This is a genomic window from Methanococcus mangrovi (assembly GCF_054506835.1).
On sequence record NZ_CP197114.1, the window covers coordinates 1,102,329 to 1,117,708 of the forward strand.

General features: G+C 33.8%; 20 protein-coding genes. 18 read left to right on the plus strand and 2 right to left on the minus strand.

Annotated features, from left to right (window positions below):
- Nucleotides 1–71: 71 nt before the first annotated feature.
- The 8 genes from ACS5L2_RS05855 to ACS5L2_RS05890 all read left to right on the plus strand — a co-directional run bounded on the left by ACS5L2_RS05855 (nucleotide 72) and on the right by ACS5L2_RS05890 (nucleotide 5,591).
- A complete protein-coding gene (locus ACS5L2_RS05855; protein ID WP_459201092.1) occupies nucleotides 72–791 on the plus strand; it encodes a HesA/MoeB/ThiF family protein in 720 nt (239 codons plus the stop codon).
- Nucleotides 784–1,209, plus strand: a complete 426-nt coding sequence (locus ACS5L2_RS05860; RefSeq protein WP_459201093.1) for a molybdenum cofactor biosynthesis protein MoaE — start codon at nucleotides 784–786, stop codon at nucleotides 1,207–1,209. The genes ACS5L2_RS05855 and ACS5L2_RS05860 overlap by 8 nt, the downstream gene beginning before the upstream one ends.
- 31 nt (nucleotides 1,210–1,240) lie before the next feature.
- Entirely contained in the window at nucleotides 1,241–1,984 is a 744-nt protein-coding gene (locus tag ACS5L2_RS05865) for a UPF0280 family protein (protein ID WP_459201094.1), read from the plus strand.
- A gap of 30 nt (nucleotides 1,985–2,014) precedes the next feature.
- The gene (locus tag ACS5L2_RS05870; RefSeq protein ID WP_459201095.1) at nucleotides 2,015–2,218 is read left to right on the plus strand and encodes a hypothetical protein; all 204 of its coding nucleotides are present in this window, start codon (nucleotides 2,015–2,017) and stop codon (nucleotides 2,216–2,218) included.
- 76 nt (nucleotides 2,219–2,294) lie between these two features.
- Nucleotides 2,295–3,278 (plus strand): biotin synthase BioB, encoded by a 984-nt coding sequence (bioB, locus tag ACS5L2_RS05875; protein ID WP_459201096.1) that lies wholly within the window; start codon nucleotides 2,295–2,297, stop codon nucleotides 3,276–3,278.
- Complete coding sequence (gene larE, locus ACS5L2_RS05880; RefSeq protein ID WP_459201097.1) at nucleotides 3,275–4,051, plus strand: ATP-dependent sacrificial sulfur transferase LarE; 777 nt, start codon at nucleotides 3,275–3,277, stop codon at nucleotides 4,049–4,051. The genes bioB and larE overlap by 4 nt, the downstream gene beginning before the upstream one ends.
- 27 nt (nucleotides 4,052–4,078) lie before the next feature.
- Nucleotides 4,079–5,221, plus strand: coding sequence for an O-phospho-L-seryl-tRNA:Cys-tRNA synthase (gene pscS / locus ACS5L2_RS05885; RefSeq protein ID WP_459201098.1), 1,143 nt, complete (start codon nucleotides 4,079–4,081; stop codon nucleotides 5,219–5,221).
- 4 nt (nucleotides 5,222–5,225) lie between these two features.
- A complete protein-coding gene (locus ACS5L2_RS05890; RefSeq protein WP_459201099.1) occupies nucleotides 5,226–5,591 on the plus strand; it encodes a hypothetical protein in 366 nt (121 codons plus the stop codon).
- 12 nt (nucleotides 5,592–5,603) lie between these two features.
- Here the strand turns inward: ACS5L2_RS05890 and nadA are convergent, their stop codons facing one another.
- The gene (gene nadA, locus ACS5L2_RS05895; protein ID WP_459201100.1) at nucleotides 5,604–6,521 is read right to left on the minus strand and encodes a quinolinate synthase NadA; all 918 of its coding nucleotides are present in this window, start codon (nucleotides 6,519–6,521) and stop codon (nucleotides 5,604–5,606) included.
- Nucleotides 6,522–6,587: 66 nt separating this feature from the next.
- Nucleotides 6,588–7,196: a ThiF family adenylyltransferase gene (locus ACS5L2_RS05900; protein ID WP_459201101.1), complete on the minus strand. Its 609-nt coding sequence runs from the start codon at nucleotides 7,194–7,196 to the stop codon at nucleotides 6,588–6,590.
- A gap of 203 nt (nucleotides 7,197–7,399) precedes the next feature.
- On the opposite strand from ACS5L2_RS05900, the gene ACS5L2_RS05905 reads away from it, so the two are divergent.
- The 10 genes from ACS5L2_RS05905 to ACS5L2_RS05950 all read left to right on the plus strand — a co-directional run bounded on the left by ACS5L2_RS05905 (nucleotide 7,400) and on the right by ACS5L2_RS05950 (nucleotide 15,323).
- Complete coding sequence (locus ACS5L2_RS05905; RefSeq protein WP_459201102.1) at nucleotides 7,400–7,846, plus strand: 4Fe-4S binding protein; 447 nt, start codon at nucleotides 7,400–7,402, stop codon at nucleotides 7,844–7,846.
- Between the two features lie 22 nt (nucleotides 7,847–7,868).
- Nucleotides 7,869–8,927: a tungsten-dependent formylmethanofuran dehydrogenase subunit FwdF gene (fwdF, locus tag ACS5L2_RS05910; protein ID WP_459201103.1), complete on the plus strand. Its 1,059-nt coding sequence runs from the start codon at nucleotides 7,869–7,871 to the stop codon at nucleotides 8,925–8,927.
- Between the two features lie 22 nt (nucleotides 8,928–8,949).
- Nucleotides 8,950–9,192 (plus strand): 4Fe-4S binding protein, encoded by a 243-nt coding sequence (locus ACS5L2_RS05915; RefSeq protein WP_459201104.1) that lies wholly within the window; start codon nucleotides 8,950–8,952, stop codon nucleotides 9,190–9,192.
- Between the two features lie 41 nt (nucleotides 9,193–9,233).
- Nucleotides 9,234–9,620, plus strand: coding sequence for a tungsten-dependent formylmethanofuran dehydrogenase subunit FwdD (gene fwdD / locus ACS5L2_RS05920; protein ID WP_459201105.1), 387 nt, complete (start codon nucleotides 9,234–9,236; stop codon nucleotides 9,618–9,620).
- 20 nt (nucleotides 9,621–9,640) lie between these two features.
- A complete protein-coding gene (gene fwdA, locus ACS5L2_RS05925; protein WP_459201106.1) occupies nucleotides 9,641–11,344 on the plus strand; it encodes a tungsten-dependent formylmethanofuran dehydrogenase subunit FwdA in 1,704 nt (567 codons plus the stop codon).
- Between the two features lie 33 nt (nucleotides 11,345–11,377).
- Nucleotides 11,378–12,196 carry a tungsten-dependent formylmethanofuran dehydrogenase subunit FwdC gene (fwdC, locus tag ACS5L2_RS05930; RefSeq protein ID WP_459201107.1) on the plus strand — a complete coding sequence of 273 codons (819 nt, stop codon included), beginning with the start codon at nucleotides 11,378–11,380 and terminating at the stop codon, nucleotides 12,194–12,196.
- Between the two features lie 90 nt (nucleotides 12,197–12,286).
- Nucleotides 12,287–12,790: a 6-carboxytetrahydropterin synthase gene (locus tag ACS5L2_RS05935; protein WP_459201108.1), complete on the plus strand. Its 504-nt coding sequence runs from the start codon at nucleotides 12,287–12,289 to the stop codon at nucleotides 12,788–12,790.
- A gap of 92 nt (nucleotides 12,791–12,882) precedes the next feature.
- Nucleotides 12,883–13,443 carry a CBS domain-containing protein gene (locus ACS5L2_RS05940; protein WP_459201109.1) on the plus strand — a complete coding sequence of 187 codons (561 nt, stop codon included), beginning with the start codon at nucleotides 12,883–12,885 and terminating at the stop codon, nucleotides 13,441–13,443.
- A gap of 32 nt (nucleotides 13,444–13,475) precedes the next feature.
- Nucleotides 13,476–14,315, plus strand: a complete 840-nt coding sequence (locus ACS5L2_RS05945; protein WP_459201110.1) for a CBS domain-containing protein — start codon at nucleotides 13,476–13,478, stop codon at nucleotides 14,313–14,315.
- Between the two features lie 111 nt (nucleotides 14,316–14,426).
- Complete coding sequence (locus ACS5L2_RS05950; RefSeq protein WP_459201111.1) at nucleotides 14,427–15,323, plus strand: damage-control phosphatase ARMT1 family protein; 897 nt, start codon at nucleotides 14,427–14,429, stop codon at nucleotides 15,321–15,323.
- Nucleotides 15,324–15,380: the final 57 nt, after the last annotated feature.

Consider the following 15,380-nt stretch of genomic DNA (forward strand, 5'->3'; position numbering starts at 1 on the left):
CACACTCCAAAATCATACCATCAATATTATTATAACTTAAATGATATAGTTGTTTAAATAACTGTGATACCATGAGCTTTGAACGATACAAAAGACAGATTTTGATGGACGATTTTGGAGAAGATAACCAAAAAAAATTATTAAATGCAACTGTAACTGTTGTCGGTGTTGGGGGACTTGGAACCGTTGTTTCACAATATTTAGCTGCCGCAGGAGCTGGAAACTTAAAATTAGTTGATTATCAAGAAGTTGAACTTTCGAATTTAAATAGACAGATATTGCATTTTGAAAAAGATATTGGAATAAAAAAGGTCAATTCCGCAAAAGAAAAGTTAGAAAGCATTAACTCAGAGATAAACATTGAAATTTATCCTGAAAAAGTAAACGAAAATCACATCAAAAATTCAGATGTTATTATTGACTGTCTTGATAATTTTGAAGCAAGATATTTATTAAATAAATTTTCAAATAAATACAAAATCCCGCTGGTTCATGGGGCAATTGAAGACTTAAGAGGACAGGTTACAACAATAATTCCTGATGAAACACCCTGTATTGAATGTATTTTTAAATTAAAAGATGAAGAAAAAAATAAGTCTTTTCCAGTGTTAGGGGTAACTCCAGGAGTAATCGGTTCAATCCAGGCGAGTGAAGCGATAAAATTAATAACTGGAATAGGAACTCCGTTAAAAAACAAATTACTTTCAATAAACATGCGAACAAACGATTATTTCACATTTAATATAAAGAAAAATCCTGAATGCAAAATTTGCGGTGGTTTAAATGATTAGAGTTTCAAAAGAAGATTTTAACATTGACGTTGAAACTAAAACACTTTTAAAAGAACATCCTGAAATCGGGGGCCTTGTAAATTTCGTAGGGGTTGTTAGAAACGTAGGGTACGATAAAGGCGTTGAAAAAGAAGCGGAATTTATTGAATTTGAATGCTATGAAGAAATGGCATCAAAAAAACTTGAAGAATTGAAAAATAAGGCAGTTGAAAAGTTTAACATAATTGATGCTACAGTAATCCATAGGATTGGAACGCTAAAAGTGGGGGATAACATTGTATTAATTGTTGTTGGTGCAAAACACAGAAAAGAAGCATTTTTAGCCTGTGAATATTTGATTGATAGCTTAAAAGAAGAAGTTCCGATATGGAAAAAAGAATTTTCAAAAGACGGTTCCTACTGGGTAGAACAACACTGATTTATTTTAATTTTAAAAAAAAAGGAATATTATGAAATTGTTTCAGGAAAAAATATCCATTAAAGAAACGAATATTCTCCTAAAAGTGGATAATCCAAAATTTTTTAGAATTGCAAAAAATACAATCATTAACGAAAGATTAAACCTTGAAAAGTATATTTTAAGAAATCCCATCTTTTTAACGAGCTATTCACCTGTTGAAGTGTCAGATAACACACCAGAAATTGTAAAGTTAATGGCTGAAGCTGGATTTAACGCGGATGTTGGACCAATGGCCGCAGTTGCAGGAACATTCAGTCAGTTAATTGTTGAAAATTTGATTGAAAACGACTGTAAAAATGTAATTTCTGAAAACGGTGGCGATATCTGTTTAAAATGTGAAAATGATACCACTATTGGACTTTATGCTGGAAATTCATCACTTTCTGGAAATTTAGGATTTAAATTAAAAAAAGAAAAAATGAAAAATGGATATGGAGTCTGTACCTCATCAGGAACGGTTGGACACTCAGTAAGCCTTGGAAATGCTGATTCTGTTACTGTTTTTTCAAAATCTGCGAACATTGCGGATGCAGCTGCAACCTCAATTGGGAATTTCGCAGTTGGAAACAGTGTTGATGCAATAAACAGCTGTCTTGAAAAAGCTGAAACTATTTCCAAAATTGATGGTGTTTTTGTATGTATGGGGGAACATGCCGGAAAAATTGGAAAAATACCCCAATTGATAAAGACTGATAAAAAAGAAGTTTTGGGAAATGTTTTTGAAATGGTTTGAGGTAAAATTATATTATAATTGGTGTAAATCATGAACTCAAAAACAATAAAAGGTATCGTTTTAATTTTTGGAATAATATTTTGCGTAATCCTTACGGGATGTGCAGACTACACGAATCCGTCAAATGAAACTGTTCAGGCCGCCGTTTTAAACGAAGAATACGAAGAAAACGGTGGAAATGAAGGAAATTACGATGGTTCGACTGAAGATGAGTACGGTTATGAAAATAGCTGATCATTAAATTTAAAATGTAAAAAAAGATACTATTTTTAAAATTATTTTAGAAACTTATTCACCATAAGGTGGTCTTTTGAAGGAAATTAAACTAAATCCTGATTCTTTAGAAATTTACGAAAAATCAGCCGCCAATAAACTAAATAAAAACGATTTAATTGAGTTATGGAATTTAGACTTAAATGATTTGCTGGATATTTCATATAACTTAAAAAAATTATTTAACAAGGATAAAATTGATTTATGCTCGATTATGAATGCCAAATCAGGCATATGTCCTGAAAACTGTATATTCTGCTCCCAATCAAAACACAACAGTTCAAAAATAGACACTTATAAATTAAAATCAAAAGAAGAAATTTTAAAAAATGCTACATCGGTTGAAAAATATTCAAACCGCTTTTCAATTGTTGTAAGTGGAAAAACAGTTACAGATTTAGAATTTGAAAATATTCTTGAATCAATTGAAGAAATTCAAACTAAAACGAAATTAAAGGTTTGTGTTTCATTGGGGCTATTAAATAAAGATAAATTAAACGCGTTAAAAGAAAAAAACGTAAGAATCCACAACAACCTTGAAACATCTGAAAATTACTTTAAAAATATCTGTACAAGCCATGAATACAGCGAAAAAATAAAAGTAATCCAAAATGCTAAAAAAATAGGTCTTGAAATGTGCAGCGGCGGTATTTTTGGAATGGGTGAATCGATTGCCGATAGAGTTGATTTATTTTTAGATTTAAAAAAGCTCGGTGTTGATAGCGTTGCTTTGAATCTTTTAAATCCAATTTATGGCACCAAAATTTACGAAAAAATAAATTCTGGAGATATTTCCCCCATTAATCCCACCGATGCATTAAAATCAATCTGTATTGCAAGAATTGCGCTTCCAAATAAAGTAATCCGGCTTTGTGGTGGAAGAGAACATGTTTTAAAAGATATGCAGAAATACTCACTCCTTGCACTTGATGGTTTAATGATTGGAAACTATTTAACCACAAACGGACAAAATATCCAGTTTGATTTAAAAATGATCGAAGAAATGGGTTTTGAGCGATGATAAGCATGAAAATAAGTTTGCTTGAAAAATATAACTCATTAATCGAGTTTTTCAAAAATAAAAAAGTGATTGTTGCATATTCTGGAGGTGTTGACAGCACACTTATCTCAAAAATTGCAAGCGATGCTACACAAACACTCGCCATTACAGTTAATAACGGATTTTTTTCTGAAAATGTAATAACAAAAGCAGAAAATCGTGCTAAAAAATATAATATTCCTCAAAAAACCATAAAAATAGATTATTTAAATGAAATTACCTCAAAAGACTTAAAAAACCGATGTTACAACTGTAAAAAAAGGATTGCTAAAGAACTTAACATAATAAAAAATGAATTAAAATATGATATTATTGTTGATGGAACAATTTACGATGATACTTTTGAAGATAGGCCGGGAATCAGGGCGTTTAACGAAGAAAATATAAAATCTCCCCTTTCGGATTTAAAATTCACTAAAAGCGATATTTTTGAAATTTCAGAATGCTTAAAAATTGATATTCCAAAAAAAGATACCTGTATGGCAACCCGTATTTTATCAGCGCCAATTTCTAAAGAAAATATGGCCAAATCGAATTTAGCAGAAGAGTTTATAAAATCAAACTTCCATATTGAAAGTTATTTAAGGGTGCGCTACCTTGAAAATATTGCAATTATTGAGATAACAAAAGAAGAATCAAAAAAAATATTTGATAATGATTCAATAGAAAGAATAAATACTGAACTTAAAAGAATAGGGTTTGAAAAGGCTGTACTCGACCTCAATTTTAAATAGTCAAATTACGCGAGAACCGGTGATTTTATGGAGATAAATACTGATAAATACAAAAATATTACGAGAAATCTTGAAAGAGAAATGATTAACTTAAATCCGATACAAAGAGGGGGAATACTTCCAACTGAATCTAAAAAAATAATCTACGAATACTGGGATGGGTACAGTGTTTGTGATTACTGTTCAGGAAGGCTCGACCAAATCGAAACTCCCCCTATAAACGAATTTTTAGAAGATATGTCCAAATTTTTAGGAATGGACATAACAAGGCCCACACACGGCGCAAGGGAAAGTAAATACGCTGTTATGAATTCCATCTGTAAAGACGGAGATTATGTTGTTTTGGATGGAAATGCTCACTATACTTCATACGTAGCACTTGAAAGGGCAAAATTAAACTACGAAAAAACTGATATTGAAGAATACCCAACATTTAGAGTAATTCCTGAAAGTTATGCTGAAAAAATTGACATGCTCGAAGACTCTAAAAAAAATATCGGATTAATCCTTTTAACCCATGTTGATGGAAATTATGGAAACGTTGCAGATGTTGAAAAGGTAGGAAAAATTGCAAAATCAAAAGGATATCCATTTTTATTAAATTGCGCATATTCTGCTGGAAGAATGCCAATTGATGGAAAAAAATTAAATGTAGACTTTATAGCAGCATCTGGACATAAGAGCATGGCTGCATCAGGCCCATGTGGTCTTCTTTCAATAAATAAAAAATATGAAGATGACGTGCTTGAAACTTCAAAAGTGAATGTTGTAAAAGAACTCCAGATGCTTGGTTGCACGAGTAGGGGAATTCCAATTTTAAGTTTGATGGCAAGTTTCGAACACCTGATTGAAAGGGTTAAAAATTGGGATTTAGAACTTGAAAAAACAAGAAAAGTGGTTAATGAACTTGAACCATTAGGATTTAAACAGATTGGAGAAAGGCCCAGAAACCACGACATTATAAGATTTGAAACCCCGATTTTAGATGAAATTGCAGAAAAAGATAAAAGAAGAGGGTTTTTCTTCTACGAAGAATTGAAAAAACGAGGAATCGGCGGAATAAGAAGAGGAGTCACGAAAGAATTCAAAATGAGTGTTTATGGATTAACCAGCACCCAGGTTGACTACGTGATAAACAGTATGAAATCAATTATAAACGAATTGAGGTGATTTAATGAGCGTTAAATATGTACTTCCTGCAATTATATTATTACTTCTCGCGAGTGCAGCAGTGTATTTTTCTTCAGTTGGACAGGATACTCCTGAAAAGTACGTATTTTTAGGAGTAACCTTCAGTCAGGGCGGTGTAGAATACCAAGGCTACACGGTTGAAGGTAAAAATATAATCTTTGAATACACAAGAGAAGGCGACTCTTTTACACAACTTGCTAATGTAAAACTTGCCCAAACTGGTGAAAAATATAAAAACATAGAAAATGTATACGTAAAAGTTGATACTAACGGCGAAGTTAAGTACTATAAAGCTGAAATATTCAATGAAACCGAAGAAATGGTAAAATACTACGCAAAAGAAAAATAAAATATATAAAGTTTAAATTGAAAGCATTCTCTCGATTGCTTTTCTTGCATTTTCAATTATTTTAGCATCAAGTGTTATTTCGTATTTTTCTTCCAAAAGACATTTTTCTATCTTTTCTAAAGTTATGTTTTTCATCGATTTACAGAGCGCATCTGATCTCAATGGAATCAGTTTTTTTGATTTTCCTACTCGTTCAAGTTCTATTTTAAGTCTTGATATCATGTCGCATTCTGTCCCAATGATAAATTCATCACAATCCGAATTTAAGATGTGTTTTACCATTCCACCAGTACTCATCACGTAATCTGCAATTTCCTGTAATTTAGAGTCACTTTCCGGGTGAATTAAAAGTTCTGCATTTGGATAGTTTTCTTTTACTGCTTTTGCATCATCAAGCGTAAACATTTTGTGAACATAGCAGTGTCCACCTTTTGGCATTGGAATAATTTTTTTATTCGATCTTTTTGATACATAATATCCTAAATTATTGTCGGGACCAAATAATATCTCGTCTTCTTCGAAAGAATTTACAACCCGGTCAGCATTTGCAGAAGTGCATGTCGCATCAGCGAGAGCTTTTGCAGAAGCGAGAGTATTTACATAAATTATAACTTTTGCATCAGGGTGTTTTTCTTTTGCATCGATTATAACTTCTGGTGGAAGTTGGTGTGCCATCGGACAGTCTGTTTCAACAATTTCTGGAATAAGTACCTTTTTCCCGCTGTTTAGTACTTTTGCGGTTTCTGCCATGAAATCTACACCGCAAAACACAATTATATCTGCATCCGTATCCCTTGCAGCAATGCATAGTTCCAGCGAATCCCCCATAACGTCTGCAATTCTCTGTATCTCTTCAGGTTGGTAATTATGAGCCAAAATTACCGCATTTTTTTCGTTTTTCAGCTTGTTTATTCTTTCAATTATGTCCATAAAAACACCAAAAGTAAATTCGTAATTTTAAATTGATTTATTACTTTTTTTATTAATTTTTTAATTTTACAGTAATTCTTTTTTAATTTTTAAAGATTCAATAACGATTTGTTTTGCCATCTCGTCTAAAGTGTATGGTGTTATTGGTTCCATGTCTTTTATAAATTTACCCGTACCAACTACCAAATGTCCTTTTGTTTCCATTTTTAAAAATTCAACCGGGCCTTTTTCAATCTTCGCATCGCCAATTTTAATTGCTGGCTCAAACCCAAATACCCCGTTAGTTCCAATTGCAACTTTTTTAGTATTTTTACAGTATTCTACAATTTTTTTTCTAATTGGAAGAGTATCCCCACCTGCAAAAACGATTAAAACTACTTCCCCAGTTATTTTTTCAATATTTTCTTCATTGATATCTTCAAAAAACGCTTCAATTTTTTCAGGGAAAAATTTTTTTAAAAAATTCACTTTATATTCCCCAATTTTTGCACCGTGTTTTCTGTGTACTACATCATTTTGATCAATCTTTGCTGCATCAAAAATCTGAATCTTTTCAAATCCGCCCCTGTGAACTTCTAAAAGATCCATTGCTATTCTGAATCCAAGCCTACCGCATCCAATAATAGAAACAGTTCCTTTTGGTTTTAATTTATCTTCAAGTGCTTTAATATCCATAAAAATCACACAAATAAAATATTTATTTAAAATTGACCTTTTTCAATTAAATTTTTCAATTTAACATATAATTATCCTTTATTAATATAAAGATAACGTTAGCAAACCTAACATCTATATATATAAATTACCATTTGAATTTAGAAGAATCATATATATAGATAAGTCGCATATGTTGTATATGACTCACATGAGATGAAATTATGCCAGAACATATACTATCAGGGATCAAAGCAGTAGTCGCAATAAATATGCGAAAAGAAGGAAAACTTCAAAGAGAGATAGCAGAGTTTCTAGAAATGGATCGTTCAATCATCTCCCACTACCTACACGGCAGATATCCATCAGATAAGGTCATGAGAGTCTCTGAAGAGATTATAAATTTACCCAAAGAATACGGTATTCCATTAATTACTTCGCTTGGCGACAACAAGCATATCACTAAAAAGTTAATAGAGCGAATTTATAAAATAAAAATAAGTATTGACATGGAAAAGTGTATTGCATGTGGCAAATGCCTTGAATGTGAATACGGGGCAGTTTCTGTGTATTCCGAAGATATAGGAATATCAATAGACAGGGAAAAATGTATTCTCTGTTGCAAATGCGTTTCTGAATGTCCAGTTGGTGCTTTAAAAATAGTAAAATAACTGAAATTAGGGAGGAAAAACAATGAAAAACTTCAAAAAAGACGAAAATGATGGCGTCATTGAAATTTCAAGAAATGGCGTTGAAAAAAGAGTCTTGAAATGGGAAGACTGCACCTGTGTTGGTTGTGGTATTTGTAGCGAAATCTGTCCTACAAGCGCTATAGAAATGGGCCCATTAGGTGCTATTTTTAAAGGGGAACTCGATGCTCCAAAATTAGATATCTCAGAAAAATGTGTTTTATGTGGTATGTGTGCATGTGCATGCCCATTTGATGCTGTTAAATTAAGCATTAACGACAAACCAATCACCGAAATGTCACAATACCCTAAAATCAAAAGGGGAATTGAATTAAATCAATCCAAATGTGTTTTATGTGAACAGTGTGAATTAGTATGTCCTCAATGTGCTATTGACGTTGAAAGAGAAGTTCCTGAAAGAAAATCCTTAGTATTAGGAGAAATTACAATTAAAAAAGATGCTTGTGTTTTATGTGGAATCTGTGCTGAATACTGTCCTGCTGATGCAATTGAATTAATTCCAAACGACATGAACGCTTTAAGCTTAAATCCAATTGCAGATATTAAAATAGACTTAGATGCTTGTGTATACTGTAAAGTATGTGAAAAAGCATGTCCACACAATGCAATTGAAGCAATTTGCTACAAATGTCCACTTGCAAGCAAAATTAAAAAGCCAGAACTTTACAAAGAAATCAAAGGACAGACAAACATCGACAAAGACCTCTGTGTATCCTGTGGATGGTGTGCAAACATCTGTCCTGCTGATGCAATAACAGTTGAAAAACCATTCGAAGGAGAATTAATCATCGATGAACCTGCATGTAACGCATGTGGTGCATGTATCTCAGTTTGTCCATGTAACGCACTTGTATTCCCACAACCTGAAAAACAGGGAGACAAAGTACCTAATGTTTTAGTTAACCAAGATGTATGTATTCTCTGTGGTGCATGTACGCATTCATGCCCTGTTGATGCATTAACCGTTAAAAGAACAAAAATAAACATGACCGAAGCAAATGCGCCTGCATGGAAAAAAGCTTTCTCAAAATTAATGAAATAATTGGAATATTATAGGTGATTTAATGTATAAACTCGAAGTATATCCTGAAAAATGTCACGGATGCGGAAACTGTGTTGTTGCATGCCCAGTAAATGCACAAGACCCTGATGTATATGGTGGCAAAGGACCAAGCAGCGACGAAAAATTAGTTATGAGAGTAGAAAATGGTGTTGTATCCATCGTAAACGGGGACTTATGCGGTGGATGTGGTGCATGTATTGAAGCATGCCCTGTTGATGCCATTAAATTAGTTATTGTAAAATAACTGAAATTTTAAGCATATCTTATCTATTGTTGGGTGATATTATGAAATTTATGCTAAATACAGGACGAACCATCTGGCAAGGCGAAGCCATTGAAGCTGGAAAAAACCTTGAAATGTACAGAAAAGCTGCAGCAGTCTGCTACATGAACCCAGAAGACATGGATGCATTGGGAGTTAAAGATGGCGATGCAATAAAAGTAACTTCAAAATATGGTGACGTTGCAGTAAATGCAATTACAACAAAAGAACCTGCCCCTATTGGAATGATATTTATCCCAATGGGACCTTGGGCAAACAGGGTTGTTTTACCAGATACTGAAAGTACCGCAATGCCTTCATTTAAAGGGCCTCTCGAAGTAGAAGTTGAAAAAACTGACGAAGAAGTATTATTAATGTCCGATTTAATGAGAAAAGCATACATTGAATAATTGGAATATTGGGTGATCTCATGGAATATATCATAAGAAATGGTACCGTCTTTGACCCTAAAAATAAGGTCGACGGAGAAAAGATGGATATCTGCGTGAAAGACGGAAAAATCGTAGAATCTGTATCAAAAAATGCTTTAGAAATTGATGCAAATAAAAAAGTAGTAATGGCAGGTGGTGTTGATTCACACAGCCACATTGCTGGAGCTAAAGTAAATACTGGAAGGGCCCTTAGACCTGAAGACAGTAAAAAAGATCTCTTTTCAAAAGAAGGATTGAGACAAGGATCAGGATTTTCAATACCTTCGACATTCAAAACAGGATACCAATACTCAGGTATGGGTTATACAACAGTTATCGAAGCTGCTATGCCTCCGCTTGTTGCAAGACACACACACGAAGAATTTATGGATCTACCACAAATCGACAAAGCTGCAATGCCATTATTTGGTAACAGCTGGATGGTACTTGAGTACTTGAAAAACGGCGATTTGAGCATGTGTGCTGCATACGTTGCATGGCTTTTAAGAGTAACAAAAGGATTTGCAATAAAAATCGTAAACCCTGGTGGAACAGAAGCTTGGGGTTGGGGTAAAAACGTACACGGTTTAGATGACGAAGTACCCTACTTTGGAATTACACCAAGAGAAATTGTAACTGGACTTGCAAAAGTAAACGAAATGCTCGGATTACCTCATTCCGTTCACGTGCACCCAAATAACCTTGGTCACCCTGGAAACTGGGAAACTACCATTGAAACGATGGACTGTGTAAAAGATATCAAAGCTAAACCAAAATTCGGTGAAAGAGACACCGTTTACTATAACACTCACCTCCAATTCCACTCATACGGTGGAACCTCATGGAAAGACTGTGTAAGTAAAGGGGTAGAAACTGCAGATTACGTGAACAAACATAAACACGTAATGATTGATGTTGGTCAAGTTACACTTGATGAAACCACAACGATGACTGCTGATGGACCAATGGAATACGATCTTCACATGACAAACGGCCTTAAATGGGCAAACTGTGACGTTGAACTTGAAACCGGTTCAGGAGTTGTTCCATTTATCTATTCACCAAAAGGACCAGTTTACGCCCTCCAGTGGGCTGTTGGTTTAGACATTTTCCTTTACACAAACCCTGAAAAATTAATCTTAACAACCGACCACCCTAATGCAGGACCATTCATAAGATACCCAAGAGTTATCGCTTGGTTACTCAGCAAAGAATACAGAGACGACTGGATTCAAAATAGGGTTCATGCATGGGCTGCAGAAAAAAGCCACATAACTGAAACCGACAGAGAATACTCAATGTATGAAATTGCGCAAGTAACAAGAGCAAATTCATCAAAAGTACTCGGTTTAAGTGGTGACAGGGGCCATTTAGGTGTTGGTGCTAAAGCAGACATTTCAATATATGACATCGCCCCTGAAGAAAAATCAGGTAAAAAGATAGAAAAAGCATTCCTTGAAGCAGCTTATGTTTTAAAAAACGGCGAAATAGTTGTAAAGAATGGAAATGTTGTAAAAGAAGTCTATGGGGATACAATCTTTGTGAACGCAGAAATAAACGAGAACTTAGAAGCAGAACTCTTAAAAGACCTCAACATGAAATTTAGAAAACTCTATTCCGTAAACATGGAAAACTACCCAGTTCAAGATGCTTACGCAAACAGCTGGATGCCAATAAACATCGATGCTACTGAAATACAATAAGGAATCTTATTCAATCTTTTTAAGGTGAAAATAATGAATGAATTAATTCTCAATTTGAAGGGCGATGTATCCGTTCCTATTGAAATGGATAAAATACTTCCAGAAAAAATTCAAGAAATGAATTTGGAAAAAATTTCTGGAATTGAATTAATACAGGGAAACAAAACTGCTAAATTAAGCGAAATCTTTGATGTTGAACTCAAAGAAAGCCCTGTTGCAAAAGTAACTATCAACAACTGCTGTAAAAAAGTTAAAAGAATCGGCGAAAAAATGACGTCTGGTGAAATCGTTGTAAACGGGGACGCTGGAATGTACGTTGGAGTCGAAATGAAAGGCGGAAAAATTACCGTGAATGGTGATGCTGAAAGCTGGGTAGGTCAAAACCTCAAAGGTGGAGAAATCACAATTAACGGAAACGCTGAAAACTACGTTGGTTCCGCATACAGGGGCGACTGGAGAGGAATGAGCGGTGGAACAATTACCATCACGGGTAACGCTGGATCCGAACTTGGAGAATATATGAAAGGAGGAACTATTGTTATCAAAGGTAACACAAAAATCCTCCCTGGAATTCACCAAAACGGTGGTATGATAATTATTGAAGGGGATATTGAAGGAAGAGCTGGTGGGGAAATGATGAAAGGTGCTATCGTAGTTTACGGTAAAATCTTAGAGCCACTCCCTTCATTTAAATTCGAAGGAATAGTTGAAGACCCGCTTGTTAAATTATCTAAAAAAGATGCCGGAACTCAGTTGAAAGGAACATTTATAAAATTCAGCGGAGACTACGTAAACAACAAACCTAAAGGGGAACTTTACGCGGCCATCAAAAACAATCAAAACTTACTCTAATACTTTTTTAATTTTTGAAATTGTTCTATTTTGAATTATTTTTTATACCTCTATTTGTATAGTATCAATTATAATCTAAGGAGGATTACTATGATTTTAGAGTTAAATGGAATTTATGCAGGTCTCCGGTTTTCATCAGCACATATCGTATTTGGACACGACAGCTGCGGAGTAATTCACGGTCATTCTTACTACGTGGACGTAAAACTCTCGGGAGAACCCTCCGGAGAATTTGGGTTTGTCTGCGATTTTAAAATATTAAAGCAGATTGTAAAGGAACTTTGTGGTGAACTCGACCATAAGCTGCTTGTTCCAAGGGACCATGAAAACATGGAATATTCAATGGAAGGCGATTCAATTTATTTAGAATACGTTGAAAAAACTGGAAATGTAAAAAAATACATGTTTCCAATAGATGACATTAATTTACTACCATTAAAATCAACTACTGCAGAAGACCTGTCCATATATTTTGCAAAATTTATCGAAGGCAAACTTAGAACCATGAACCTTGAAAACTCAATCGAGTGGATTGAAACTACCGTGAACGAAGGAATTGGTCAAGGTGCAAGATACATACAATATGTAAAATGATATGGCGTAAACTGTGTAAAAACAAATAAAAATTTATATAAATCATAATCTGTACACTTTTACCATGATTATTTTCTAAACCTGGTGATAACATGAACCTCGAGCTTTCAGTAACTGAAGCCATGAGTACACCGGTAGCCACAGTAACATTGGATACTACGGCTTACGACGTGGCAAATATCCTTAAAGAAAAAGGAATCGGATGTTTAGTGGTATTAAACGATGCTGGAAAACCAGTTGGCATTATAACAGAACGAGATTTAGCACTCGGAGTTGTTTCAAGAAATTTAAAATCAAAAGAAGTAATAGTAGAAGAAATTTCCTCTTCAAAATTAATATCAATCGCTCCAAAATCCACGCTGATGGATGCAGCTCGAAAAATGGACTCGGAAAACGTAAAAAGACTTCCAGTAATTGATGGTGATGAGTTACTTGGAATAGTTACGGTAAGTGACATTACAAAACTATCCCCTGAACTATTCAACATACTTGTCGAAACGAATGAAATTCATAATTCAGAATATTCATATGCAAAAAATGAAGAAATTGAAGGAATTTGTGAAATTTGCGGAAGTACTGACAGTGTAAATTACATCAATGGAAGATATATCTGCAAAAACTGTAATGAAGACTCTGAAGATGAAAACGAGTAACAGTAATTAATTATCTAAAAAAGAGGGATATTTTGAAAATAAAAACCATTGTCGGCGAAAAAAAAGTCGAAAAAGTATACCCTACAACAAAGATTATTGAAGCTCTCGAAATGATGGATAAGGAAAACATCAGAAGAATATGTGTTGTTGACCCGGGAACTGGACGGGTTGAAGGAATTTTGACAAACATGGATATTGTAAACCTTCTTGGGGGAGGTTCTAAATATAACCTTGTAAAATTCAAACACAATCATAACATGCTTTCTGCCATCAATGAACCCGTAAAAGAGATAATGGCCGACAATGTGGTATTAATAAAGGAAAATGCAGAGTTGGATGAGGTAATTGATTTATTTGTCGAAAAAAAAATTGGTGGAATGCCTGTAATCGATAAATCTGGTGTTTTAATTACCACAATTAACGAAAGAGACGTTATAAAATACTTGAAAAATCAAGTAGATGAAAAACTCCTTGTAAAAGACTGCATGAATGAAAATGTGGTTTCTGCAACACCGGGGGAAAGATTAAAGGATGTTGCAAGAACAATGCTTAGAAATGGATTTAGAAGGCTTCCCGTAGTTTCCGAAGAAAAATTAGTCGGGATAATTACTTCAACTGACTTTGTAAAATTATTTGGAAGCGACTGGGCATTTAACCACATGAAAACCGGAAATATTCGAGAAATTACAAATGTAAGAATGCAAGACATTATGAAAACAGATATTGTTTCAGTAACGCCTGATGTCAAGTTAACTGACGCAATCAAAAAGATGAACGAGTTAAATATAGGCGTACTTCCGGTAGTTAATGGAGAAAAACTTATCGGACTGGTTACTGAAAAAGATATTGTGAAATGCATCTACAAAAAATAAAATAAATTATTAACTTTTTTCAGATTTATTATTTTAAACTAGCATTTATTTTTTATAGTGAAATTTACTATTATTTTTCAAATTTGATTATTACATTACCGGTGATGACTTTTGAAAATTAAACCAGAATGCGCACTCTGCATTACACGACAAGTTGTGGATGTTGCAAAGGAAATAACGGATGATAAATCTGAACAGTTTAAAATCATAAGTTGGGGAATTGAAAAAATATCTGAAGCTTATGGAGAATCTTCCGTTCCATCATTTATGGGCACTGAAATTCACAGATATATAAAAGAAATGACTAAAAATAACGATCCTTACAAAAATTTAAAAAACGTTGCAAACGAATTTGCTCTTAAATATTTAAAAGATGTTGAAAAACTACTTGAAAGCAACGATGAACTTGAAAGACTGCAGAATAAAGTAAAATTATCTATTGCCGGAAATGTAATCGACTTTGGCCCGTACAGTACGGGTGTTGACGTCGAAAAAATGGTAAAGGATACCCTTGATGGAAAATTAGATATTGACTTTAGTAACGAACTGTTAAACGACCTTAAAAATTCAAAAAAAATATTTTACACTTGCGACAATGCCGGTGAAATTGTTTTTGACCTCCCACTAATAAAAGAACTTAAAAATTATGTTGAAGTTGTTGTTTCAGTTAAAGGAAGTCCAATATTAAATGATGCCACATTGGAAGACGTTAAAACCGCGGGAATTGATAAAATAACGAGAGTAATTACAAGCGGAACTGATGCAATCGGAATCAGGTTTGAAGAATCTTCAAAAGAATTTATAGATGAATTCAACAGCTGTGATTTTGTTATTGCAAAAGGAATGGGTAATTACGAGAGTTTAACTGAATACGAAGAAAAACATGGAAAATCCGAAAAAATTCCTGTCTATTACATACTAAAAGCAAAATGTGAACCTGTTGCAGAACACATCGGAGTGCACGAAGGCGATAACGTTCTTTTAAGGAAAGAGATAAGTAAAGTTTAAAATTAATAAACGCAAATTAAGATAAAGAAAAAATTTACTCATTTATTTTTAAGGTGG

Bases quoted from the DNA above. Each gene is read 5' to 3' on its own strand.
- ACS5L2_RS05905 (WP_459201102.1), top strand. From the start codon at position 7,400: ATGCCAGAACATATACTATCAGGGATCAAAGCAGTAGTCGCAATAAAT.
- ACS5L2_RS05870 (WP_459201095.1), top strand. From the start codon at position 2,015: ATGAACTCAAAAACAATAAAAGGTATCGTTTTAATTTTTGGAATAATA.
- ACS5L2_RS05855 (WP_459201092.1), top strand. From the start codon at position 72: ATGAGCTTTGAACGATACAAAAGACAGATTTTGATGGACGATTTTGGA.
- fwdC (WP_459201107.1), top strand. From the start codon at position 11,378: ATGAATGAATTAATTCTCAATTTGAAGGGCGATGTATCCGTTCCTATT.
- fwdF (WP_459201103.1), top strand. From the start codon at position 7,869: ATGAAAAACTTCAAAAAAGACGAAAATGATGGCGTCATTGAAATTTCA.
- nadA (WP_459201100.1), bottom strand. From the start codon at position 6,521: ATGGACATAATTGAAAGAATAAACAAGCTGAAAAACGAAAAAAATGCG.
- pscS (WP_459201098.1), top strand. From the start codon at position 4,079: ATGGAGATAAATACTGATAAATACAAAAATATTACGAGAAATCTTGAA.
- ACS5L2_RS05915 (WP_459201104.1), top strand. From the start codon at position 8,950: ATGTATAAACTCGAAGTATATCCTGAAAAATGTCACGGATGCGGAAAC.
- fwdA (WP_459201106.1), top strand. From the start codon at position 9,641: ATGGAATATATCATAAGAAATGGTACCGTCTTTGACCCTAAAAATAAG.
- ACS5L2_RS05940 (WP_459201109.1), top strand. From the start codon at position 12,883: ATGAACCTCGAGCTTTCAGTAACTGAAGCCATGAGTACACCGGTAGCC.
- ACS5L2_RS05865 (WP_459201094.1), top strand. From the start codon at position 1,241: ATGAAATTGTTTCAGGAAAAAATATCCATTAAAGAAACGAATATTCTC.
- larE (WP_459201097.1), top strand. From the start codon at position 3,275: ATGATAAGCATGAAAATAAGTTTGCTTGAAAAATATAACTCATTAATC.
- ACS5L2_RS05890 (WP_459201099.1), top strand. From the start codon at position 5,226: ATGAGCGTTAAATATGTACTTCCTGCAATTATATTATTACTTCTCGCG.
- ACS5L2_RS05860 (WP_459201093.1), top strand. From the start codon at position 784: ATGATTAGAGTTTCAAAAGAAGATTTTAACATTGACGTTGAAACTAAA.
- ACS5L2_RS05935 (WP_459201108.1), top strand. From the start codon at position 12,287: ATGATTTTAGAGTTAAATGGAATTTATGCAGGTCTCCGGTTTTCATCA.
- fwdD (WP_459201105.1), top strand. From the start codon at position 9,234: ATGAAATTTATGCTAAATACAGGACGAACCATCTGGCAAGGCGAAGCC.
- ACS5L2_RS05900 (WP_459201101.1), bottom strand. From the start codon at position 7,196: ATGGATATTAAAGCACTTGAAGATAAATTAAAACCAAAAGGAACTGTT.